General features: G+C 37.6%; 24 protein-coding genes, 1 pseudogene and 1 other annotated feature. Of the genes and pseudogenes, 21 read left to right on the forward strand and 4 right to left on the reverse strand.

The genetic code is table 11. The annotated features are described in order from the left end of the window. The first annotated feature begins 23 nt into the window (after nt 1–23). Entirely contained in the window at nt 24–1640 is a 1617-nt protein-coding gene (locus tag BIV20_RS02345) for an AbiH family protein (protein ID WP_075721303.1), read from the forward strand. Between the two features lie 253 nt (nt 1641–1893). After that, the gene (locus tag BIV20_RS02350; RefSeq protein WP_075721302.1) at nt 1894–2109 is read left to right on the forward strand and encodes a GNAT family N-acetyltransferase; all 216 of its coding nucleotides are present in this window, start codon (nt 1894–1896) and stop codon (nt 2107–2109) included. 115 nt (nt 2110–2224) lie between these two features. Here the strand turns inward: BIV20_RS02350 and BIV20_RS02355 are convergent, their stop codons facing one another. Further along, complete coding sequence (locus tag BIV20_RS02355; RefSeq protein ID WP_075718286.1) at nt 2225–3130, reverse strand: IS3 family transposase; 906 nt, start codon at nt 3128–3130, stop codon at nt 2225–2227. Continuing rightward, the gene (locus tag BIV20_RS02360) at nt 3127–3420 is read right to left on the reverse strand and encodes a transposase (RefSeq protein ID WP_075720726.1); all 294 of its coding nucleotides are present in this window, start codon (nt 3418–3420) and stop codon (nt 3127–3129) included. Before BIV20_RS02360 ends, BIV20_RS02355 begins: the two co-directional genes overlap by 4 nt. A 101-nt stretch (nt 3421–3521) precedes the next feature. Here BIV20_RS02360 and BIV20_RS02365 point away from each other — a divergent pair, with 101 nt between their 5' ends. Beyond that, entirely contained in the window at nt 3522–3848 is a 327-nt protein-coding gene (locus BIV20_RS02365) for a hypothetical protein (protein ID WP_075721301.1), read from the forward strand. A gap of 66 nt (nt 3849–3914) precedes the next feature. On the opposite strand, the gene BIV20_RS02370 is transcribed toward BIV20_RS02365, so the two are convergent. Further along, nucleotides 3915–4787: an IS3 family transposase gene (locus BIV20_RS02370; RefSeq protein ID WP_075721300.1), complete on the reverse strand. Its 873-nt coding sequence runs from the start codon at nt 4785–4787 to the stop codon at nt 3915–3917. Continuing rightward, entirely contained in the window at nt 4738–5085 is a 348-nt protein-coding gene (locus BIV20_RS02375) for a transposase (RefSeq protein WP_075721299.1), read from the reverse strand. The genes BIV20_RS02370 and BIV20_RS02375 overlap by 50 nt, the downstream gene beginning before the upstream one ends. A gap of 105 nt (nt 5086–5190) precedes the next feature. Here BIV20_RS02375 and BIV20_RS02380 point away from each other — a divergent pair, with 105 nt between their 5' ends. The 18 genes and pseudogenes from BIV20_RS02380 (at nt 5191) to BIV20_RS02465 (ending at nt 23659) form a co-directional block, all read left to right on the forward strand. Beyond that, nucleotides 5191–5496 (forward strand): hypothetical protein, encoded by a 306-nt coding sequence (locus BIV20_RS02380; protein ID WP_143524557.1) that lies wholly within the window; start codon nt 5191–5193, stop codon nt 5494–5496. Between the two features lie 12 nt (nt 5497–5508). Further along, nucleotides 5509–6744, forward strand: a complete 1236-nt coding sequence (locus BIV20_RS02385; RefSeq protein WP_075721297.1) for an AAA family ATPase — start codon at nt 5509–5511, stop codon at nt 6742–6744. 568 nt (nt 6745–7312) lie between these two features. Continuing rightward, nucleotides 7313–7537 carry a hypothetical protein gene (locus BIV20_RS02390; protein ID WP_075721296.1) on the forward strand — a complete coding sequence of 75 codons (225 nt, stop codon included), beginning with the start codon at nt 7313–7315 and terminating at the stop codon, nt 7535–7537. 141 nt (nt 7538–7678) lie between these two features. Beyond that, nucleotides 7679–8902, forward strand: coding sequence for an AAA family ATPase (locus BIV20_RS02395; protein WP_075721295.1), 1224 nt, complete (start codon nt 7679–7681; stop codon nt 8900–8902). Next, entirely contained in the window at nt 8895–9596 is a 702-nt protein-coding gene (locus BIV20_RS02400; protein ID WP_075721294.1) for an RloB family protein, read from the forward strand. Before BIV20_RS02395 ends, BIV20_RS02400 begins: the two co-directional genes overlap by 8 nt. Before the next feature lie 15 nt (nt 9597–9611). Beyond that, nucleotides 9612–10643: an SIR2 family protein gene (locus BIV20_RS02405; protein ID WP_075721293.1), complete on the forward strand. Its 1032-nt coding sequence runs from the start codon at nt 9612–9614 to the stop codon at nt 10641–10643. Beyond that, a complete protein-coding gene (locus BIV20_RS02410) occupies nt 10643–12385 on the forward strand; it encodes an ATP-binding protein (protein WP_075721292.1) in 1743 nt (580 codons plus the stop codon). The genes BIV20_RS02405 and BIV20_RS02410 overlap by 1 nt, the downstream gene beginning before the upstream one ends. A 133-nt stretch (nt 12386–12518) precedes the next feature. After that, a complete protein-coding gene (locus tag BIV20_RS02415; RefSeq protein ID WP_075718156.1) occupies nt 12519–13805 on the forward strand; it encodes an IS110 family transposase in 1287 nt (428 codons plus the stop codon). Between the two features lie 531 nt (nt 13806–14336). Continuing rightward, the gene (locus BIV20_RS02420) at nt 14337–14639 is read left to right on the forward strand and encodes a hypothetical protein (RefSeq protein ID WP_075722041.1); all 303 of its coding nucleotides are present in this window, start codon (nt 14337–14339) and stop codon (nt 14637–14639) included. A gap of 21 nt (nt 14640–14660) precedes the next feature. Continuing rightward, nucleotides 14661–14891 (forward strand): colicin E3/pyocin S6 family cytotoxin, encoded by a 231-nt coding sequence (locus BIV20_RS02425; RefSeq protein WP_075722040.1) that lies wholly within the window; start codon nt 14661–14663, stop codon nt 14889–14891. Then, a complete protein-coding gene (locus tag BIV20_RS02430) occupies nt 14884–15186 on the forward strand; it encodes a hypothetical protein (RefSeq protein WP_075722039.1) in 303 nt (100 codons plus the stop codon). The genes BIV20_RS02425 and BIV20_RS02430 overlap by 8 nt, the downstream gene beginning before the upstream one ends. Continuing rightward, nucleotides 15176–16201: an ImmA/IrrE family metallo-endopeptidase gene (locus tag BIV20_RS02435; protein ID WP_075722038.1), complete on the forward strand. Its 1026-nt coding sequence runs from the start codon at nt 15176–15178 to the stop codon at nt 16199–16201. The genes BIV20_RS02430 and BIV20_RS02435 overlap by 11 nt, the downstream gene beginning before the upstream one ends. 122 nt (nt 16202–16323) lie before the next feature. After that, nucleotides 16324–16710 (forward strand): hypothetical protein, encoded by a 387-nt coding sequence (locus tag BIV20_RS02440; protein ID WP_075718093.1) that lies wholly within the window; start codon nt 16324–16326, stop codon nt 16708–16710. Beyond that, complete coding sequence (gene tnpB / locus BIV20_RS02445) at nt 16700–17062, forward strand: IS66 family insertion sequence element accessory protein TnpB (RefSeq protein WP_075720361.1); 363 nt, start codon at nt 16700–16702, stop codon at nt 17060–17062. The genes BIV20_RS02440 and tnpB overlap by 11 nt, the downstream gene beginning before the upstream one ends. Nucleotides 17063–17342: 280 nt before the next feature. Next, nucleotides 17343–18947 (forward strand): IS66 family transposase, encoded by a 1605-nt coding sequence (tnpC, locus tag BIV20_RS02450; protein ID WP_075720359.1) that lies wholly within the window; start codon nt 17343–17345, stop codon nt 18945–18947. A gap of 458 nt (nt 18948–19405) precedes the next feature. Continuing rightward, entirely contained in the window at nt 19406–20977 is a 1572-nt protein-coding gene (locus tag BIV20_RS02455; protein WP_075722036.1) for a recombinase family protein, read from the forward strand. Continuing rightward, nucleotides 20967–21116 (forward strand): annotated as a pseudogene (locus tag BIV20_RS02460) (sporulation transcriptional regulator SpoIIID); the annotation flags it as partial. The gene BIV20_RS02455 and the pseudogene BIV20_RS02460, both read left to right, overlap by 11 nt. 109 nt (nt 21117–21225) lie before the next feature. Further along, nucleotides 21226–21455 (forward strand) — a binding site (T-box leader). A gap of 203 nt (nt 21456–21658) precedes the next feature. Beyond that, entirely contained in the window at nt 21659–23659 is a 2001-nt protein-coding gene (locus tag BIV20_RS02465; protein WP_075717734.1) for a 2-isopropylmalate synthase, read from the forward strand. The last annotated feature ends 26 nt before the right edge of the window (nt 23660–23685 follow it).

Below are 23685 nucleotides of genomic sequence, written 5' to 3' on the forward strand. Positions count from 1 at the left end.
AAAAAGGAAAAGGAGTACTGATTATGACAGATAAGAAGCAAGAACGCAATATCTTAGTAATTGGAAACGGCTTTGATTTATACCACTGTTTGCCAACTAGATATATTGATTTTATTAATGTTGTAAATAGGTTGATGGAATTGGACAATGAGCAACGACTTCAAAGGTGTTCCTATATAAATTATATGTTTGGCAAGGGAAGTCCGCTATATAGCGATGAGCATATTAAAAAGTGTTATCAAATTCATAGCAATGGAATGAAAAGTGTCGAATTACAGATGCAAAGAATTGAACGTTTGGTTGAAATATCAAGGGATAATGTTTGGATAAAATATTTTTTGAAGATGTGTAATCAAAATATAGGATGGATTGATTTTGAAAAAGAGATGGCACAAGTAATAAATGCTATAACAAATTTCTTTGAGTGTGTATCAGGTAATGAAAATTGTTTCTTACAAAAAGGAATACATATTGATGAGAATGTATTATCAAGAAGTGATATAGATATTTTGATGAGGGTTCCTTTTTACGAAGAAGTAGAAGAACGGTTAAAAGTAAAAGATGAGTTTTATGTAAAAGGTATTGAAAGAGAAAAAATTGTAAGAATAGATGAAGCAAAGATTATACATATGCTGGAAGACAATTTAGAGGAATTGGCAGAGGCATTATGTATATATTTAGAGCAGTTTGTACAAAGTATTGCGATAGATAGAAGCTCGGATAATCCGCTTTTTTACAAGATTGATGAAGTTATTAATTTTAATTATACAGATACATATTCTAGGTTGTATTCGAATGATACAAAAGTTTTTTACGTTCATGGCAGTATGAACGAGATTGAAAATGGAATTGTATTAGGTGTTAATGCAGATAAAAGAGACCAAAATAGCAACATGGATTTACGGTTTGTAAAGTTTAAAAAGTACTATCAACGTATTCAAAAAGAGACTTCATTTCGAATTGGAAAGATGTTAAATGAAAACTATATAAATCACCTTCATATTGTAGGACATTCTCTGGATGTCACAGATAAGGATATATTGACGGGATTAATGTTATTTGAGAATACAACAACTACTATATACTTTCATTCAAATGCTGCTAAGAAAGAGCAAATTGAAAAACTAATACTTTTGTTTGGGAAAGACAAGCTTGAGGAATTGCTTAATGATGAAAAGATAGAATTTCAGAAATTGCAAGAATTTAATGTGCGTGATTCACAAGATACTGGTGTTGAAGAGTATGAGTTGTATGAGGATGATTATTTTGAATATAGTATGCAACGTGACTGCAGAATCATTGAAGAAGAAAAATTTGCTGGGACTATTTTGTGTGGGAACGAAATAGTAACGGTAGGAGTACGAGAAGAAGGTGGCTTAGGATATGCAGAAATGGAAATAGTAGATTATTTCTTGTGGCGTGTTGAGTGTTTCAATCATAGTGGAAAATACAATGGTGTGGGAGTGGCAGATAAGTTTTTTAATGATAATCGATATGGTCCAGTTAGTGTGAGTATCAAATATTTGCTGCCAGAAGGTGTTGAACGAGATATTTCGGAGGAAGAACTAATAGAATTGTTGAATGCGGAGTTTAAATGTAATCCGATCTTTGTTGATGAGGTGCAGTTCGAAGTTATCTAACTGATGCCTTTAGCATAGAATCGCTGTTTTGTTATCAATCCACATGTGATTCAAGCAAGTCAAAGGTTGGGAGTTATTTCTGCAGAAGAAGCATAGTTATCGAATGTTCAAATAAATCTTGCTGAAAGATGGAAAGAGTTACTTGAGGGTACAGATTTAGCACCTATTGATGTTAATACACCAATATGGTTATGGAGTAGAGGAAAATTTGAGGTTGATATTAGTGTATGAAACGATAGGAGAATAAAATTGTGTGCGTCCATCTGAACGTGGCAAAGGTTATGCAAAAGAAATGCTTCGATTAAATATACAAAATGCAAAAGCAATGGGAATTGAGAAGCTTCTTGTCACTTGCGATGTTAATAATACAGCAAGTGAAAAAAACATTCTTGCTAATGGCGGAGTTTATGAGAATACCATAGATGTAGACGGAAGTAAGATGAAAAGATATTGGATTTTTAATGATTAGATGGTAGAGGTCAGTAAAACTAATCACTACTATAAAAGGAGAAGATATGCCATTAATGATGAAAGGTGGTCCTATGTCAAGATTTAGCACAAATTAAAATGAGAAGTTCTGCCAGCTAAGCTGCCGGCAGTAATTTCGCCCTCTCATACAGTTTTTCAAATTCATCAGGAGACACATAGTCACAGTGACTATGTATTCTGACGGTGTTATAAAAGGTTTCAATGTATTCAAAGACAAGCGAATAAGCATGCTTGTAGTTTCGAATATGAAATCTGTTAAGCCATTCTCTTTTAATCAGGGAATGGAAGGATTCAATGCAGGCATTGTCATAAGGGTAGCCCTTGTGAGAATAACTACGCTGCATATTTTCTGTGGCTTCACGCCATGCGTTAGAAACATACTGGCTGCCACGGTCTGAATGTATAATCAAAGGCAAATCGGTATTTCGAACAGCCTTTGCTTTATTGATTGTTTCAATTACGGAAGATACTTCCATAGTGTCAGAGAGCGTCCATGCAATAATCTTTCTGGCAAATAAGTCCATAACGCAATTAAGATAGACAAATCCATCCTGTGTCCAGATATAAGTGATATCGGTGCACCAGACAGCGTTAGGACGTTCAGGGTTGAACTGCTCATTCAGGATGTTATGGAGTTCACTGCTAAAATCAGAGTCTCTGGTAGTAGTGGTCCAAGGCTTGACCCATTGAGCTTTTATACCCATTTCGCGCATATATTTACCTACAGTACGCTCTGCAATGGTTTCGCCAGATTTGCGAAGTTCCTGTGTTATTTTAGGAGCGCCGTAATTCTGTTTAGAATCATCATAGATTTTCTGGATTTCCTTTTTGACAGATTCTTTTCGCTGTCGAGTAGGAGAGAGCTTACGGTTTAGAAAGGCTCTGTATCCAGAACGAGACACGCCTAAAAATTTCAGCATTCCAGAAGTAGAGACGCGGCGTTTAGTAACTTTAGATGCCTCTACCTTTGCAGAAACTTCTGTATAGATAGCTTCTGTCAGTCTTTGCCCAGAATGCTGATGGCTTTTTTTAACACATCGAGCGCATCCTGAGCATCACGAAGCTCCCGTTTCAGACGAGCGATTTCCTTTTCTTCGTCAGAGGCATAGTTTCCGGATCCTCTAACTGGGATGTCGCCATCAGAGTCTCTATATTGAGCTTCCCACCTGGCTAAGGTGCTAACACCTATTCCGAGATTCTTGGCACATTCAGCCTGAGTGAGATCAGGGTGTTCCTTACGATAGTTGACAGCATCCAACTTGAACTGCTTAGTGTGTTGTTTTCTTGGCATAATGAGTACCTCCTCTTGGTATTATATAATATTTTCAAGGGAATATCTCATTTTATTTTGTACTAATTAGATGCTAACACTAAGGTGTATATTTGGACAATATGGAAGAACGGTCATATGAAGTGGAAACGACATATCAGTTGAAATATTATATTTCATCAGCACTTATATCCATAAACCAAATATTGCAGCCATGCAATGAGAATATTAAGGTGTTTGATAGCGAAATTCAATATTATCGTTACTATGTAGATGGTCTGTTTTATTTTTTGGGACTGATTAACGATAGATTTATATGTAAATATAATAAATCGGATGATTTAAGTCGGAAAAAGATAGAGAGGATAGAGTCGAACAGAAACAACTATCATTTTTCGGAAGAAGAGTATACTGTTTATAGTGGTTCAGTTGTCAAGACAAAAATCTAAGACTTTTATAATGAACTGATATCCATGGTTAGAGGAAGATGGCTTCTCCTCAGTGACAGTCTCCAATTAAGCAGCATTCTTAGCAGCGTCATATAGCATAGCCGGATAGTATACAGATGCTGGAGGAACATTACCGATTGCAGAATGGCAACGCTCAAAGTTGTACTTATGAATATAAGCAGCGATAGCCTGACGTGCTTCTTTGATATTTTTCCATTCGGTAAGATATGCTTCTTCGTACTTGAATGTACGGAACCAGCGTTCAATCATGATGTTATCAGCCCAACGGCTTTTTCCATCCATGCTTTGCTTGATTTTGTTTGTTTTAAGAAAATCCTTGTATTTTTGACTGGTAAATTGGCATCCTTGATCTGAGTTAAGGATTTCTGGTTTTGCAACTTTAAATGCTTTTTCACATGCTTCTATGCAGGCACGTGTATCCAAAGTGTCATCCAGTTCCCAGCCTACGATACAACGGCTATGCCAATCTATAATGGCTGTTAAATACAAGAAACCATGCTTCATTGGAATATATGTAATGTCAATTGACCATGCCTGGTTAGGGCGGTCTATGATGGCATTTCTAAGTAAATATGGAACAACCTGTGCCTGTTTCAAGCGTTTTGAAAGATTTGGCTTTGGATATACTGGGTTAATACCCATTTCATCCATGTATCTACGTGCTTTGCGTCTGCCAACTTTATATCCATGTTGTTTAAGCTGGGAAGATATCTGTCTGGCACCCCATGTTGGATTATCCGTGTGAAGCCGATCTATGATTCGTTTACATTCAAATTCTTCATCAGAAATAGGCGTTCCTTTGTAATAAATACTTGTCCTGTTAATGCTGGCAAGCATCGCAACAACAGAAACCGGAAGATTGCTTTCCTTATTCTTCGAATGGTTTTTTACTAAATTTACTCTCGTAGTCAGGTCCAAGCAATTCTTCAGATTTTTTTTTGAGCCAATCCACCTGCATGGTGAGTTGACCGACCTTTTTTGCATATTCAGCTTTTTCCTTACGCTCTGATGCAAGCTTTTCCTTGATATTTTCTTCTCTTTTGTCATCAAAAACAACAGAAGCATTGTCCAGAAATTCTTTCTTCCAGTTACGGAGTAAGTTTGGCTGAATATCATTTTCGGTAGCTATTGTATTTATATCTTTTTCACCTTTAAGCACTTCCAATACGAGTTTTGCTTTGAACTGAGCTGTAAAATTTCTTCTTGTACGAGACATAATTTTTCCTTCTTTCTGATTGATAATAAGAGTATATCAAATTCATTAAGATTTGTCTCAGGAAGTGTCTTAAATTATGATACCATTATAGTTTTGAGTAACAAAATGCCAAGAAATATTATAGAACATCTTGATGAGAGAAATGTAAAAACAGTAATGCAAAGTAGGGGGGTTGGCGGATTTAATGTCTTTTTTGAAGATAGCGACCCTGCAATGATAAATGAGATAACTTCCAATAGGAATTTTTACCCGTATAATCTTGATTTGGTTAACAAAAAAGTTCTATTTTATAATATTCAGTCAAAAGAAGGAGAGGTAAACGAATTCGAAATTGATATAATAGAAATGCAAAGTGAGTTGAAGAAGCTTGAACAAAGCGTGAATGAATTTTCAACATTTATGAAATGTTAGAAAGAGGTTGCTATGAAAGGAAAACTATTAGATGAAATCATAAATCATTATTTGAATTCTAGTAGATTCAATGGATTGCCAATTTACAATATCGATGATTATGATATTGATTCAATTGTAGAACTAATTAATGAGGGAATGATAGAGGCTATTTCTGAATGTGATGTATTAAATCCGCATATTAAAGGCTTTGATTTAAAATTATCTAAAGAACATCAGATTGAGAGTGCTAAAAATTTGAATTCTCATACTTGTTTTTACCCAACAGATAAAGCATTACAGACAATAGAATTAGATTATAAGCGTCCATATACGGCTCTTATGCAAACTGGAAAAGCGCAGTTTGATATTATTTTTTTCGACGTTGAGATTTTAGAAAGATATAATAACAATCCTAAGTATTTAATTATGGATAATGGATATAGAGGCTGTATAACAGTTAAAGATGAGTATTACAATGAAACGGAAGAAAGTGAATACATTAAAGATTATGGGATGGCGTATATTGATGGAGATAAACTAAATAGGGCAATAGGTGTATTTGTAATTGATTTGGCAAGGTTGTCGCCACGTATTCAAATGCTGTGGAAAGGATTTGAATTAGAAAATCAGGAAGAGTGCAAAATTAATTCGGGATTTATTGAAAACTTGATAGAAGGAAGATGGGTAAATCAGCATTGGATTTTTCACGCATTGTTGGATGAAATGAAGATTATTAACAAACAGTGTGAATCGTTGGAACTTCCTAAAATGTTTTCACACATATATGGTACAGATTATACTGAAATGCCAGAAGGTTACAGAAGTATTATGTTACCTACATTAAAAAATTATTATGATTTTGTTTTAGTAATGGAAAAATTGGTGGTACATAACATCTCTTATAAAATCTTTCAAAAAGATTCTTTGTACATTTCTAAAATCGAACGAAAGGACGAACAAGGAAAAGATAAAGGAAGTATAGCAATGCTTCAAGAATGGTTGAAAAAGAATGTGAGGGCAAATTTTGACATGGACGAGGTTATTATTAATCCTCTGAAAAACATTAGAAAAATCAGACAGGTGCCAGCACATGAATTGACAAATAATAAGTATGATTTAGAGGTGTATGAGAAACAAAGGGTGTTAATGGAAGATACCTATGAAGCAATAAGAGCAATAAGAATGTTGTTTATGGGACATCCAATGGCTAAAAGTGTAAAAATACCAAAGCATTTATTGGAAGGAAGAAATATAGTTTTCTATTAGCAATGATTTTTGGATTAGGCATTAAATGAAATAGTACACCGGTGAAATTCGAATATGATGTAATTTCAATGTTTTTCAATGGCATTAGTACATTATTGTCCTAAGGATTTTTTAATGTACATTACTACAGAGCATGTCCTAAAGTCGCTTTTGGTCCCCGGGACCAAAGGTGTACAAACATGGGGCATAGGGATGCCATAAAGCAAACGACATAGAAGTTTGGAAGTGTCAGCCGAGTTGACAATGCAACTTTAGGCGTATCCTGCTCTCCTTTATTTAGTAATAATGTCAATGGTCATGACACTTGACCAAAACGTTAAAAACCGCATAAAATCAAGGAATGTTAGAGGTCAATGTGATTGACCTCTATTTTTGCGTGGTCAACTGCCTTGACACATTTTGTCAATGCGATTGACCATATTTTTTTCAAAATATATTGCATAAAATTTGTAATCAACTTTTTCGAACCCTAAGTACTTAATGAGAAACGAAAATAGGTCTAACCTGAGAACCAATCTCATAGTATTGAAAAAGAAAGACAAGCAAGAGAAGGAGGTGGAGATTCCGCTTGAAACAAAGAAAATTGAATTATCGCTTTCATAATCCGAATTCGGCGGAAGATACCGCTGACTTCTTGTGTAAACTTTTGATTGAAGCAAATGCAGGCAAGGTAGAACGTGCTATAGAAGAAGCTGCATCAAAATGTGCAGAGGAGAGTGAATACATAGCAGAACCGGGGGATATAGAAACGGTGGAGGAACCGGTGAGCATAAGACGTAGAAGAGCAAGGTAGGGATGCCTTGCTTTTTCTATAAAAAGAAAATGAAATACTTAAAACATATTTTCAGAACAAAATATGAGATAAAATCTCAAATATATGTTGCAAAAAGAGAAAAACGGGATATAATAAAAATAGAATGGAGGGTAAAAAGATATGTTATGTCAATTTACTGTGAAGAATTACAAGAGTATAAGAGATGAAGTGACCTTTGATATGCAGGCAGCAGCAATCTCAGAGCATGAAGATAGAATAATCAAAGACCAGGATGGTGAGATGTATTTACCGGTGTCTGCCATTTACGGTCCTAATGGTGGAGGAAAATCCAATGTTCTAGCAGCGTTGCACACATTGGTTGCAAAAATTCTGCGCCCGTTATATGCGACAGAAGACAACGAAGATAAGGTTCTCTTACAAAAAAGAATTATCGTTGAGCCATTTGCTTTTTCAGATAGCAAAAATGAACCAACAGAGTTTGAACTGTTTTTCCGTACAGAGTCTGCAGAGTACAGATATATCTTGCATGTGAAGCGTGATGTGGTTGTATATGAGAGCTTGGACAGAGTGAAGCTTGAGACTGGAAGACGATCAGCATTGTATACAAGAGATGATAAAGGGATTGTTTTAAAAGGGGCATTTGCGAAACTGAAAGTCAGTGATGATTTATCTAAGACACTTACCTTGCTTTCCTACTTGGGTATCGCCTATAAGGGAAATACAGTAGTTAAGGATGTATTGAATTGGTTCGAGTATGGCGTGGATTTCTTGAATTATGGTAATCCTATTCAGGAGCTTAGAATGGCAATATCCACATCAGAAGATGTGAAACAGTTGATGCTTGAAATGATTCAGGAAATGGATTTGGACATCGTTGATTTCAGAGTGGAAGAAAAGGAAAACGATAGGATAGAAGTATTCACAAAGCATTGCGTAGATGATGTGGAAACAGAAATTAGTTTAACTGATGAATCCAGTGGAACAAGGAAGTTATTTGGTCTGCTTCCGTTTATAGCGGCAAGTTTGCTTGATGGAACTGTGCTTGTAATTGATGAATTGGATGCGAAGATTCATCCGGTGTTGTTGCGCCATATTATCATGATGTTTAATGATATGAACATCAACAGACATAAAGCACAACTGATATTCACATCCCACGATTTGTCTACCATGAATAGTGAAGTGTTCCGCAGAGATGAGATTTGGTTTGTGGCAAAGGGAAATGCACAAAATTCCAAACTATACTCGCTGGTAGAGTTCAAGAATGAAAAAGGTGAGTCTGTCAGAAAGGATGCAAAGTTCGATAAGCAGTATCTTGAAGGTAAGTACGGTGCTGACCCGTACCTCAGAAGAATTATAGATTGGGGGAAAGTCAATGCCTAAAAAAGCAGGAATGGAGAAGTGGAAAAAGAAACGTCGTCAAGAATACTTGGAGATGAAACAATATAGATATTATATTTTCTGTGAGGGCCAGCAGACAGAACCATTATATTTTGCCGCTTTCAAGAAATTGATTGAGGAAAATCCAATCTATAAGGATATGGTCTTGATAGAGATTGAACCTTGTCAGGCAGAAACTATGCGAGTAATCGGCATGGCAGAGGAATATGTAAAGAAAAATAAAATCAAAAAGGGGCAAATTTGGTGTGTTTACGATAAAGACAGTTTTCCACCAGAACGATTCAATGGTGTTGTAGAACGCGCAGAGAGTTTGAACAAAGAGAATCCAGAATTGCAATATCATACTGCATGGAGTAACGAGTGTATTGAGTTTTGGTTTCTGCTTCACTTTGCATATTATACGGCAAACAATCACAGAGATGATTATAAGGTGTTTTTGAATGAGAAGTTCAAGGAACTTGGAATTGGAAAGTACCAGAAGAATATGAAGGATATCTTTGAGATTCTGATGGAGTATGGTAATCCCAAACTGGCAATTCGATATGCAAAGCGAATTATGAAAGACGGAGCAGGTAAAACACCGACAGAGATTGCACCGGGAACCAAGGTGTATGAGTTGGTAGAGGAACTGGCGAAGTATTTGCCGGAGGAAGTACGAGAGCGGTTCACTAGTTAGTATGGAAGGATTAAGATGGATATTGATACAATTAAGAAGCTCATACAAGAGTTTTTTCAAGAAGGAACAGTTACAATAGTTGGCTCGGGACTTTCTTTAGCAGAAGGAATTCCAGGGATGGGGGAATTGGCAAAAGAGCTTCAAGCTAAAGTGCCTGGAATGTTATCTACATTAGAAGACGAGAAAAATTGGGATGCTATTTCTAATGACTTAATGAGTGGAGTTGGGTTAGAACAAGCTTTGCATAATACTAAGCCTAATTCCACAGTTGAGGAATGCATTAGAAAAAATACAGCGCTATATATTGGAGAAGCAGAGAAAAGTCTTTTTGAGGATATCGTAAGAAAAGGGAAGCAACTTCGATTTTCGGAATATTTACAGCGATTCAATATAAGAAATCAAGGTTTAGTAGTCATTACGACGAATTATGACCGCTTGATTGAGTACGCATGTGAAGTTAATGATATAATGACAGATACTCTTTTTGTGGGAAAATATATATCACGTTTTAAGCCAGATAAAAGTAAGTATGCTTCGTGTATAGGCGTGCAACGAAAAAACGGGAAAGGACAGAAATTATTGTATTCTCCTATGGTAACAGTTTTGAAACCACATGGTTGTTTAAGCTGGCACCTAATTAATGGAATTCCGCATTCAATACCTAATTGTTCTGTCGAGGATAGTTTAATAATTACTCCGGGATTAAATAAATATCGCGAAGGTTATAGTGTTCCCTTTGATACACATCGAGCAAAAGCAAATGAAGAAATTGATAGGGCACAAAGGTATGTTATTATCGGGTATGGTTTTGGAGATGACCATTTAGAAACACATTTAATACAGCAATTGCGTACGGGAAAACCAACGCTTATTTTTACGCACTCCCTTTCTGCAAATGCTGAAAAAATAGTAAAAGAATGTAGCGGAATTACAGCGTTTTGTCACGTGAACAGTAATGATACGAGAGTTCTAAATGCAAAAGGTGAGAGCATTTTGTCTGGTGTAAATCTGTGGGATTTACATGAAATGATAAAGGAGGTATTTTAATGACAAGTTTGTTAGATTTTAAAGAAAACGATATGTTGGGAAGAGTAACACATGTTGATACAGAGCAAATTATAATCGAGATTGAAAATGCAACAGTCATGAATAAAATATGTGTTGGAAATCTTGTAGCGATAGAAACAGCAAAACAACATGAGAAATTAATTGCGCTAATTGATAAGGTGACTCGAAAGTATATTGACAATTATGTAGAGGAAGATGATGAGGTTGATGAGATGATGGTATCATCGGCTGATTACATAAAGGTAAGTATAATTGGAACATATCATGCGGTATATGGATCTGCGCACGATTTATTTAAAAGAGGCGTTGAAACCTTTCCTCAAATCGAAAGTAAGTGCTATGGTATCTCGGGTCAAAATCTTCAGAATTTTATGAACATTCTGGGAAAGGATATTGATGCAGATAAACGTTTAAAGATAGGTTCATTTATGATGGATACGGCAGCTGATGCGGTGTTAGACGGTAACAAATTTTTTCAGAGACATGCGGCTGTGTTGGGTAGCACAGGTTCGGGAAAAAGTTGGTGTATTGCAAATATATTGGAAAAGGCAAGTGTGCTGAAATATACCAACATTATTGTATTTGACATGCATGGTGAATACAAAAGTTTAGCAGAAGGAAGTGATCCCATTGCACAACGTTTTAGAATTGCAGGCCCCGGGGATTTAGAAGTGACGAAACCAGATGTGTTGTTTCTGCCATATTGGTTGTTGAATCGAGAGGAACTATTGTCAATGATATTGGATAGAAGTGACTCAAATGCACCAAATCAGGCATCACGCTTTACACTTCATATCAGAAATTTAAAAGAAGAAACTTTAAAGAAGGAAGGAAAAACAGATACTCTTAAAACGTTTACAGTAGATTCACCTATTCCATTTTTAATAAGTGAATTGATACAAAAACTTATAGTTGACGATACGACTAAAGGAGTTGGAAAGAATGGAGCTGCTGTAAAAGGTGAATGGGAAGGAAAACTTACGCGTTTTATTTCCAGATTGGAAACCAAGATAGAAGATAAAACATATGGATTTATGTTCCAACCTACAGATGAAGCGCAGAAATATGATTGGCTGGAAATGATTTTTTGTAAATTACTAGGTTATACGGATGGTGAAAAAGGAATTAAGATAATAGATTTTTCAGAAGTCCCATCGGATGTATTGCCAGTTGTAACAGGAACATTGGCAAGATTGTTGTATGATGTACAATTTTGGATGAACCCAGAAAAACGTACTCCGTTTACGATTATTTGTGATGAAGCACATTTATATTTACCAGTAAAAGAAGATGCGGACTCTGTACAAAAGCAAGCATTATATAATTTTGAAAGAATCGCTAAAGAAGGTAGAAAATACGGAGTTTCAATTCTTCCGGTTAGTCAAAGACCAGCAGATGTAAGCAAAACTATTCTGAGTCAGTGTAACAACTTTATTGTATTAAGACTGACAAACGAAAGAGACAAAGGGGTTATCAAGAACCTTTTGCCAGATGCTTTAAAGAGTACAATAGAGTTTTTACCATTGTTGGATGTTGGCGAAGCTTTGGTGGTGGGTGATGCAATATTGCTTCCGAGTAAAATAGTGTTAGACAAACCATCTGACGCACACAAACCTATCAGTGCAACCAGAAATTTCTGGGATGAATGGGATAGTAAAGAACCAGATAATGATGCGATTGGAGAAGCGATAGAAGCGTTGAGAAAGCAATGTAGAGTATAAGGAGCTTCCTGTATAATTAAAAATGTAGAGGATTCCAAGAAAGAAGGTTGAGAAAAAAATACCTCAGTGTAAAATAAGATTACTGACTTTGCACGGTTAGTAAAAAATCTTATTAAACAGAGAGGTATCTAAAATGAAGTATAACACACAAAACAGTAAAATTGCATCAATAACAGAAAAAACTTTGATTGTTGGTATTGATGTTGGTAGTCAAGTGCATTATGCAAGAGCATTTGATTGGCGTAATTATGAGTATTCAAGAAAACCATTTGCATTCAGCAATGATGAAGAAGGTTTTATGGCGTTTAAGAACTGGATGGATGAAATTGCTGAAAATCACGACAAAGAGGTAGTGCTCCCAGGCATGGAGCCTACAGGACACTACTGGTTTGGTTTAGGAATGTTTCTACAAAACTTAGGAATGCGCCCGGTGCATGTGAATCCACATCATGTAAAAAAATCAAAGGAATTGGATGACAATAATCCGAACAAGAATGATCGAAAAGATCCGAAGACAATTGCTGCGTTGGTAAACGAAGGAAGATTTTCCTATCCATATATTCCATCAGGAATTTATGCGGAAATAAGAAATCTTTCAAATTTAAGATTCCAGACACAGGAAGAAATAACTCGAATCAAAAATCGAATTGCACGTTGGTTTAGCATTTACTTTCCAGAATACAAGGATGTTTATGGGAATCTTGATGCCGTAAGTGGAATGATGATTTTAAAGCAGGCACCATTGCCGGGGGATATCGTAAGACTTGGAGTTGATGGAGTGAATAAAATATGGCGAGATGCGAAGCTGAGAGCAGTAGGAATTAAGAGGGCAAAGACCCTGGTAAATAAAGCAGAGCATAGTATCGGAAGTCAAGAAGCACCAGAAGCAGCAAGAGTAGAACTTCAGATTTTGCTTGGTGATTATGAAATGTATACTTGTCGAATGAATGATTTGATGCAGACAATAGAAGAAAAACTGTATGAGATTCCATATATAGATAAACTCTTGGAGATAAAAGGGATTGGTATGATAACAATCTGTGGATTTATTGCAGAGGTTGGAGATATAAGACGTTTTGACAATCCAAAGCAGTTACAGAAGTTGGCCGGATATGCAATCGTTAGCAATGATTCAGGAAAGCATAACGGAGAAAGTCATATCAGTTATCGTGGAAGAAAAAGGCTGCGCTATGTTTTATATGAAGCGGCAATATCGTTAATAGGAAAGAATGCAGAGTTTAAGGAAATCCATAATTATTATAGAACAAGAGAACGGAATCCATTGAAGAAAATGCAGTCGGTAATAGCGGTTGCGTGTAAGGTAATACGTATATTTTATACGATATTAACCAAGGGTGTTGCATATGACGGAACGAAAATGCTTGAAGATATACAGCGTCCGGCATTGGCACTGAATTAAAAGAAACACAGAAACCCAAGCTTGTTATCGCGGTTGAACAAAGCAATTAGGAAAGGATTGTTTTGCTCAGCCACGATAAGGGCTGACAAGAATAAAAGCTGAGTAATCGGCAAAAGTGGAAATGAGAGGTAAACGTCCGCCGCAAGGTGCTTTCATAGAAACAGTCAGTAACAAAATTTACAAAGTATGAGCCAGTAGTCGGCAGGAATATTTTCCAGAGGGCATGACCCTGCAAAGGAGCTAAGCTGACACCCTGGTTATGGATAGGTGGAACGAAGGAAGTGAGGACTCTCCAAAATGTGAGATGATCCTGGTAGACATGGGAGGTACATCACCATAGAGGGACGGGTATACACAAGGCCATTTAAAACGAAACAATCGAGACGTTTTAATTCGTGTACCCAGAAACCACTATTTTTGCACCAGATGCAGAGAAATATCCATGATGATGGCTCGTTTTACTGAGAAACAATTTAAACAAATCCCTTATTTTAAGGGAAAAAAGACTTGACTATATAGGGAGGAAGAAAGATGATAGATTTACATGATAGTCATGGAAAACATATAGCAAATTTTGTGAATGGTCAGCTGCACGATACACATGGTAGGAATATAGGGCATTTTTTAGAGCGAGAAGGTATTTTCATTGATATGCATGGAAGGTATTTGGGAGAGATAGTTGACAAAAATAGATTACTTTATAGAAATAACTCTCCTTATAAGTCGGTGTCGTTTGGCGTATATGGAAACTATGGGAATGTAGGGAATTATGGAAATTACGGAAATATAGGAAGTTGTTCTTATGGTGGATACTCGGATGTGACTATAAAGTAAGCCAATGGAAAGGAGATTAATATGCCGTATGTAGCAAAGCCTAAACCCTGCTATATGGATCAATTTGAGTTTTATAAAGTGATTGATGGAAGAAAAGTGTATAGAGGTAATGGTAGATTATATTCGTGGGATGAGAAGCATGGAGAAATAGAGGTGTTTAATAAGCGGGGTTGGCATTTGGGTGCACTAGACGCAGAAACAGGAGAATTGATTAAGCCTGCACGCAAGGATAGGAGGTTAAGTGATGTATAAGAATTTTGTTTTAGATTGTCTTGAAGAGGGGCTGTTTGTTGATGAAGTAGATGATTATGTAGAATACTGGCATACTCACGAGACGAATGTATCGTTATGTGAATTTTTAGGATTTACAGATGAAGAATATCGCGATTGGTTGATATATGGAAATGATGTAGTGAGAGATATCCTTTATTGTAGAAGACATACTATAAACTATAATGATTATATCAATATGACTAAAGGAGATAAAATTGCTGCCAGATCATATAATTTGGAGGAAGTAAAGAAGTATAAAAAAGATGGAGAATAAAGAGAAACAAGTTAGAAAAATTGCACAAAGAGTTATGGCGAAGTATAAGCTACATCCGCCTATTGATATGGCGGGGATTATTCAAGACAAGGGAATAACTTGTGTTGAAGAAAATCTTGGAACGAACGCAGATGGCTATTCTGATTTAAAGGATTCTGATTTAAAGATAGTGTTAAACTCTGCTATTCAGTATGAGCCAAGAAAGCGCTTTACTTTGGCTCATGAATTAGGTCACATATTTATTAGCTGGCATAGTGATGTTACACTGTGTGTAACGGATAATGAGTATTCAGAACATAACAAATTAGATATTCAAGAACATGAAGCAAATGTATTTGCATCCGAGATATTGATGCCGACAGAATGGGTAAAAGAGATGTTGACTAGGAATGGAAATAGAAGCTTGGAATATAATGTTAAACAACTTTGTAACATCGCGAATACATCTATTATGGCATGCTTTTATGCGTTGGAAAATGCAATGAAGTCGGGCAATGTAATCGTTGTTAGTAGAGAAATGTTTTTTCCTAAGAAATTTATATCCGATAGAAGAATGGCTTTGTACTTTCAAGGATATGATGAATATGATGTTTGGGATAATCTGTGTCTTTACAAAGAAGAGTTCGAAATTGGAAATTATCAAGTATGCCATTATGTTTTTCCTGAATGTCCATCATTGGAACAGATTGAAATTGCATTTAGAACAAAGGAAAATGTAGTGAATGCGCTTGAATTTATATTTGGTAATAATTTTAGTGCATGGTGTTGTTGGATGGGGGCTGTATTAAATCAAATTTCTCAGATATATAATGCCTATTTGTTTGCTGAAAATAAGTGTGTGAAACATTATAAAAATGAAAAGTCTCTTATGCAATTATATCACAGTGATAAACAAGATTTAACGGATGAATGTGAATTGTTTGAGTATGATTTCTATGATGTGGATTTTGGAAATGGCTGGACAATGATATTGATTAAAGAACCGTATTATGCGATTAAAGAGAAAATTTCTTAGTAAGCGCCTCATAGTCAGTACATAGAACTTGACCAACAAATTTGAGAAAATAGACATAACAAATTTACTTTTGTATAAAAAGTTGAGGCTCAACTTTTTATACTTGATTGGAGGTATTGTCTATGAATTCTCAAACTTCGCTCATCGCACGCAACGTCCGATTAAAGGAATGGGCATCAATGGTACAAGAGTGCAATGCCAGACCGGCAGGAATGACAGTTGGCGAGTGGTGTGATAATCATTCGATTACTAAATGTGATTATTATTATCGTATGCGGGCTGTACGAAAGGCCTGTCTTGAAGTTATTCCTGAAAGCATTGCCCAACAGGCTATCGTACCTGTTCCTATGGAAGTAATGGCTCCGGATGGTAATCCATCTATCCCCGATAATTCCAAAGAAACATCAGCATTAGAACTTGAAATCAATGGAGTTACAATTAGAATAACCGAAGAAACATCTACAGCTCTTCTGGCGAAAGTCCTTGGGGTGGTTGCTCATGTTAAATGACGCTACCTGTTTCAAACAAGTGTATATCGTTTGTGGCTACACCGACCTGAGATCCGGTATAGATACACTGGCTTCCATAATTGATCAGAAAACGGGAAACAATCCATATGTCCCTGATACCCTGTATCTTTTCTGCGGACGCAAATCTGATCGCATCAAAGGACTTGTATGGGAAAAGGATGGATTCCTTCTCCTGTACAAACGCCTGGAACAAGGCAGGTTTATCTGGCCTCGGAACGAAGCTGAAGTAAAAGCTTTGACTCCCCAGCAGTTCCGCTGGCTTATGGAAGGCCTGACAACGGAACCCAAGAAGTCTGTCCGTCCGGTTGAACCACCGGAATTCATGGCATGATATTTGTGCAAAAGGCTGAAATTTTTGAGCCGGTTTTACTCCATAAAATCTCTGAATCTGCACTATCTGTAAGTCCAATAAACTGCATTATAAGCACGCATAATTGTCTCTATGCAGTTGTTATTTATATCAATCATTTCAAAAGGCCAGAATTATAAGTCCTTATATCCGTCTTACAAAGTCTTGTAACTATAGGCATTATGACGGAAGTTGAAATGAGAGATATTCGCATGTTTTGTCCATATCTGCTATAATAGAGCCATCAGAAAAGAGGTTCAATATGGCGATGGAATATACAGAAGAACAACTGAATAACTTTGATAAGGCTACGCTTGTTCAGCTATTCCTTGTACAGCAGTCGCAGCTGAAAGACATTGATCAGAAGCTACAGTTGCTATTGGAGCAGGTCGCTGTATTAAACAGCAACCGCTTCGGCAGATCTTCCGAAAAGCTGGATACAGAAAATCAGATCCGGTTTATGGAAGTCGATGGAAATATCATCTACTTCAACGAAGCAGAAGCGGTTGCTTCACTTGGTGAAGAGGCTCTGGATGATGAAGATGTTCCGGAAAAGTTGCGTTCAAAAAAGACCAAAGGAAAACGTACTGCTGATATAAGGAACCTTCCTGTCATTCCTATTGAACATAAGATGACCGTGGAAGAACTGGTTGCCGAGTTTGGCGAGGACGGATGGTATCAGCTGGATGATGAAATCTACAACCGCTATCGTTTCACACCTATGAAGGTGGAGCTTGAACAACATCATGTCGGTGTATATAAATCAAAAAAGGATAATCATTTCAAAAAGGCGGATCATCCTGCTTATCTGTTAAGAAATAGTCTGGTGTCTCCATCCTTACTTGCCGGCATCTGGAATGCAAAGTATGTAAATGCGGCACCTCTGTACCGTCAGGAACAGGAATTTCAAAGGATGGGACTTGCCATTGACCGGACAGATATGGCCCGGTGGACCATCCAATGTGCTGAGAGATATCTCTCTATCCTGTATGATTATCTGCATGAGAAACTTTATGATTATCATGTGCTTCAGGCAGATGAAACACCGGTACGGGTCACAAAAGAAAACCGAACCGAAGGCTCCAGACATTATATGTGGGTGTACCGTACAGGAGCTACATATCCTGGGAAACAAATCGTCCTATACGAGTATCAGCCCACCCGTAATGCAAGCCATCCCAGGGAGTTCTTAAAGAACTTTAAAGGAGTGTGTGTAACGGATGGCTATCAGGTCTATCACACGATTGAAAAGGAACGAGAAGACCTACGGATTGCCGGGTGTTGGGCACATGCAAGGCGACGATTCGATGAGGCTGTAAAAGCTTTACCGAAAGCGAACCAGAAATCATCACTTGCATATCTGGCACTCAAGCAGATTCAAGCGATTTATCGCGAGGACAACACGTTAAAGGACAGAAGTCCTGAGGAACGTCAACAACATCGCCAGCTGACAGTTAAGCCACTGGTTGATGCCTATTTTGCGTGGATTAGCCAAAACCTGTTAAAGGTTCCGGCCAAGAGCAAGACTGCAAATGGGTTTGCTTATTCCCTCAATCAGGAAAAGTACCTTAGATATTTCCTGGAGGATGGTGAAGTTCCACTAGATAACAATGCTGCAGAACAGACAATCCGTCCGTTCTGCGTTGGCAAGAAAAACTGGGTAATGATTGATACAATCGCCGGAGCGGAATCCAGCGCAATTATCTATAGTATCGCTGAAACGGCCAAGGCCAATAACCTGAAGCCTTATAATTATTTTGAATATCTTTTGACAGAAATCCCAAAACACATGGATGACCGTGATGTAAGTTTCTGTGAAAATCTGCTTCCATGGTCAGAAAAACTGCCAGAGGAATGCAGAAAATAATTTTTAAATAACGCCGCTCTTCGGAGCGGCTACCTATGTGGGAGTACCCACTATGAGGCGTTTACATTTCTTATGCTGATAGTAGAATACTGATTAAGGAAATTCTGAGTGAACTGTATACGGAAGAGAGGAATATAAAGAAAGCTAGCTATAGAATTAATGGGATTATTGGTTCGGCATTAAGCCATAGAGAAGCAATGACTAAAGAAGAAATCTATAATTTGTTGAGTATAAAATTAAGACGACGTGATATAACAGAATTTGTATTGCATAGAGAGTTTGAAAAATTTGTATATTCCAAATCAGTAGAAAAAAGTTCGTAAAAATTAGATATATTGATTATGCGATGTTTTGCAAGATATTATCGGATTCTATACGATAGTGTCTTGCTTTTTACGTTTTAAAGGGTATAATAGTTGTAACAGAACGCAACAACTCTAACAGAAAGGTTGATAAAAATGAACATCGCAGCATATTGCCGAGTTTCCACAGATAAAGAAGACCAACTCAACAGCTTAGAGACCCAGAAAGAGTTCTTCTTAGAATATACAAAACGTACAGGGGACAACCTTATTAAATTATATGCAGATGAAGGTATTTCCGGAACCAAAATCAAAAATCGTAAGGAATTCCAGCGTATGCTTGCAGACGCTGAAAAAGGCTTATTTGATATGGTTGTGGTAAAGGATATCTCTCGATTTGCCAGAAATACCGTTGATTTACTTCAGAGTGTCCGTAAACTAAAAGCACTTGGTATCGAGACACAGTTTCTTACCGCAAATATGACAAGTATGGGTAACAGCGAGTTTGTACTAACAATTTTTGGTGCATTAGCCCAAGAGGAAAGTGCGAACACATCTAAGCGTATCAAATTTGGTAAGAAGATGAATGCGGAAAAAGGTCGAGTGCCAAACATTGTTTATGGATACGATAAGACCATCGGTGACTATTTCAATCTATCCATCAATGAAGAGGAAGCAAAGGTTATCCGTCAGATGTATAAGTGGTATACAGAAGAAGGCTTTGGCGGAGCGAAAATTGCCAACATGCTTAACGAGCGTGGCGTCAAAACAAAACGAGGAAATAACTGGAGCCAGAATTCAATCTGTCGTATTCTGACCAACGAGATATATACCGGTAAGATTATTAACGGCAAAGAAGAAATTGCGGATTTTCTGACCGGCCAGAGAAAAGAAAAAGATGAGTCTGAATGGTTGGTGACTGTCCGTCCGGAACTTCGTATTATTGATGATGAAACCTTTGATAGGGCTCAGGAGATTTTGAGAGGTCGTCATGACTCTTTTAAACTAACTCATGAACGTCAGAGCAACAAGTATTTGTTCTCTACCCTGATTAAGTGCAAGGACTGCGGTTGGTCTTTCCGTAGAACTGTCCGTCAGTATAAGAATACCTATGTACGATGGGTATGCTCCGGTCACAATGGTCGTGGTGCGGATAGCTGCCCGAATGCAGTGACGGTGGATGAGGAAGAACTGATTCAGGTATTACAGGAGTACTTCCAGGATGTACTCAGCAAAAAGAAAAAAGTAATCGACCATGTGATCAAGGAATTCCAACGTGTTTACAAGGCAAAAGATGAAAATATCGAGTATGAAAAGGAACTGAACGCAGAACTGAACAAGCTACGCAAGTCCCGTGAAAAATATATGGACATGTATACCGATGATTTGATTTCCAGAGAGGAATTAAATGAGAAAATCGGTGGAATGAGAAAAGAGATTGATAGATTGGAAAACGAATTGAAGATGGTGTCCTATCATCTGACAAAAGGAGAGCAGTTAGAGGCGATTCTTAACAGTACCTTTAAGCAGATGGAGGATATTACAGATGTTCATGAAATGACCAACACTCAGCTTAAACGCCTGATTCAGAAAATCGAAGTGGACAAGGATGGTAATGTAGATATTTACCTGCGCCTTATTGGAGACCTGGGGCTGGACGAAACCGTGCTGATTGATGATGAAACAACCAAAGACGAGACCGTTCCAAATCGTACCAACCGCACATAAGGATGTAACAGAGCGTCTTGTCCAGATTAATCCAACCCTTGCAAAAGAAGCACGAAAGGTTCTGGACGTGAATAAACAGGAACGTCATATTCGTGGGGGACTTGCTACAAGAGAAAAATATCTGCATCAGCATATGTAAAATGCAATTGAAAATTGACAACTATGTAACAATATGATAATATACATCAAGAAAACTGATTAAAATTATCACTATACAGTACGAAAGATGTATGTTATCATAAGACCCATGAAAAGCAAAGAAGAGGAATAGTAGCTGTAAAGGAACTTACAGAGAGCCATCGGTGGTGGAAGATGGCAGGGACGATGCAGTGAACTGGCCTTGGAGCCTCCGGCTGAAGTATATAGTAGGCTGAGACGGGTTCTCCCGTTACAGAGATAAGCATGGAAGTGCTGATGAGTGCATGGAAACATGAAGTAGAGTGGTACCGCGCAGGATTTTATATCTTTCGTCTCTATTGTCCGTTTCGGATAGTAGGAACGGAAGATTTTTTATATCATAGGAATGGCTTCCTATGATATAAAAAAGCGTTCCGCTAAAGATCGCAGCTCGCGGAGAAGAATTTAGTCGTAAACGACACCGCTCGCGCGCGGCGAATTCCGCAAGCGGAATTCTTTTTTACATTAATAGATTTTTTAGCATCAAAGTTTGGAGGATTGGAAATGAAGAACTACGAAAAGTATGAACGACAGTATTTTATGCCACCAGAAGTAACTTATGATTGGGTGAAAAAAGAATACATTACAGAAGCACCGATTTGGTGTAGTGTAGATTTGCGTGATGGAAATCAGGCATTAATCGAGCCTATGAGTCTGGAAGAAAAACTGGAATTTTTCCAACTCTTAGTAGACGTAGGATTCAAGGAAATCGAAGTAGGATTTCCGGCAGCTTCCGATACAGAATACAATTTTATGCGTGCATTGATTGAACGAAACATGATACCGGATGATGTTACTGTTCAGGTACTGACTCAGGCAAGAGAGCACATTATTCGTAAAACTTTTGAAGCAGTAAAGGGTGCGCCTCATGCAGTGGTACATCTTTACAATTCTACTTCTCTTGCACAGCGTGAACAGGTATTTAAGAAGAGCAAAGAAGAGATAAAGCAGATTGCCGTTGATGGAGCAATTCTTTTGAAAAAACTGGCAGATGAAACAGAAGGAAACTTTACCTTCGAATATAGCCCGGAAAGTTTTTCCGGAACAGAAGTAGATTATGCATTAGATGTCTGCAATGCAGTACTTGATGTATGGCAGCCAACTGCAGATAATAAGGCAATTATCAATTTGCCAACTACCGTAGAAAATGCAATGCCTCATGTTTTTGCAGGACAAGTAGAGTACATGAGCAAGAACATGAAATATCGTGAAAATGTAGTACTTTCCCTTCATCCGCACAACGACCGTGGTGTAGGTATCTGTGATGCAGAGTTTGGTATTTTAGCAGGAGCAGACCGTATCGAAGGAACTTTGTTTGGAAACGGAGAGCGTACCGGAAACGTAGACATCGTAACACTTGCCATGAATATGTTTTCACATGGAGTTGATCCAAAGCTTGACTTTACAGATATGTCAAAAATTGTAGAAGTCTATGAGAGATGTACCAGAATGCAGGTTTCTCCACGTCAGCCATATGCCGGAGAACTGGTATTTACTGCATTTTCCGGGTCCCATCAGGATGCTATTGCAAAGGGAATGGCATGCAGAGAAAAGAATCCGGATGGAAAATGGACGGTACCATATCTGCCAATCGACCCGAAGGATGTGGGACGTACTTATGATTCTGACGTTATTCGTATTAACAGTCAGTCCGGAAAGGGCGGCGTTGCTTATATTCTGAAACAGAATTATGGAATGACTATTCCTGATAAAATGCGTGAAGAAGTGGGCTATACAGTAAAAGGAGTTTCTGACAGACGTCATATGGAACTTTCTCCACAACTGGTTTACCAGATTTTTGAGGAGCACTATGTCAATGATATGCCATATTTCCAGATTGCAGAGTGTCATTTCAAGCAGGTTGATGGAATCATGGCAGAGGCAACCATTTCTCATGGTGGACAGGTGCGTACGGTAGCAGGAAATGGAAATGGACGTTTAGATGCGGTAAGTAACGCTTTGAAGCAGTATTTCAACGTAAGCTATGAATTGTCCGTATATGAAGAACACTCCATGTCTACCGGTTCTTCCGCAAAGGCAGTAACCTATGTGGGAATCAGCTGTAACGGAAAGATGTACTGGGGCGTTGGTATTGATGAAGATATTATTAAGTCCTCTATCGCAGCACTTTGCGTAGCAGTAAATAAATTGGATGCGGTAAAACAGTTAGACCAGTGCAGAGATGAGCGTTTGAATGAAATCATGAACTACATTCAGGAAAACTATCTGACTGTAACCTTGGAAGAACTGACAGAGCAGATGCATTTATCTAAACCGTATCTGTCAAAGTATATCAAGGAAAAGTCAGGAAAGACCTTTGGAGAAATTGTAAAATCCGTGCGAATGAAAAAGGCACGTACCCTTCTGAAAAATACAAGCATGACGGTGGAAAACATTGCCGATAGCGTAGGGTACCAAAACGTGGAGCATTTTAACCGCTTGTTTAAGAAAAAATATGGAATGACACCGGTACAGTATCGCAATAGCAAACAGGATGTGAAATAGAAAAGTTCGGGTTTCCGAACTTTTCC

Origin of the sequence: Roseburia sp. 499, assembly GCF_001940225.2 — a bacterium.
In the GTDB taxonomy this organism is placed as follows: Bacteria; Bacillota; Clostridia; order Lachnospirales; family Lachnospiraceae; genus Petralouisia.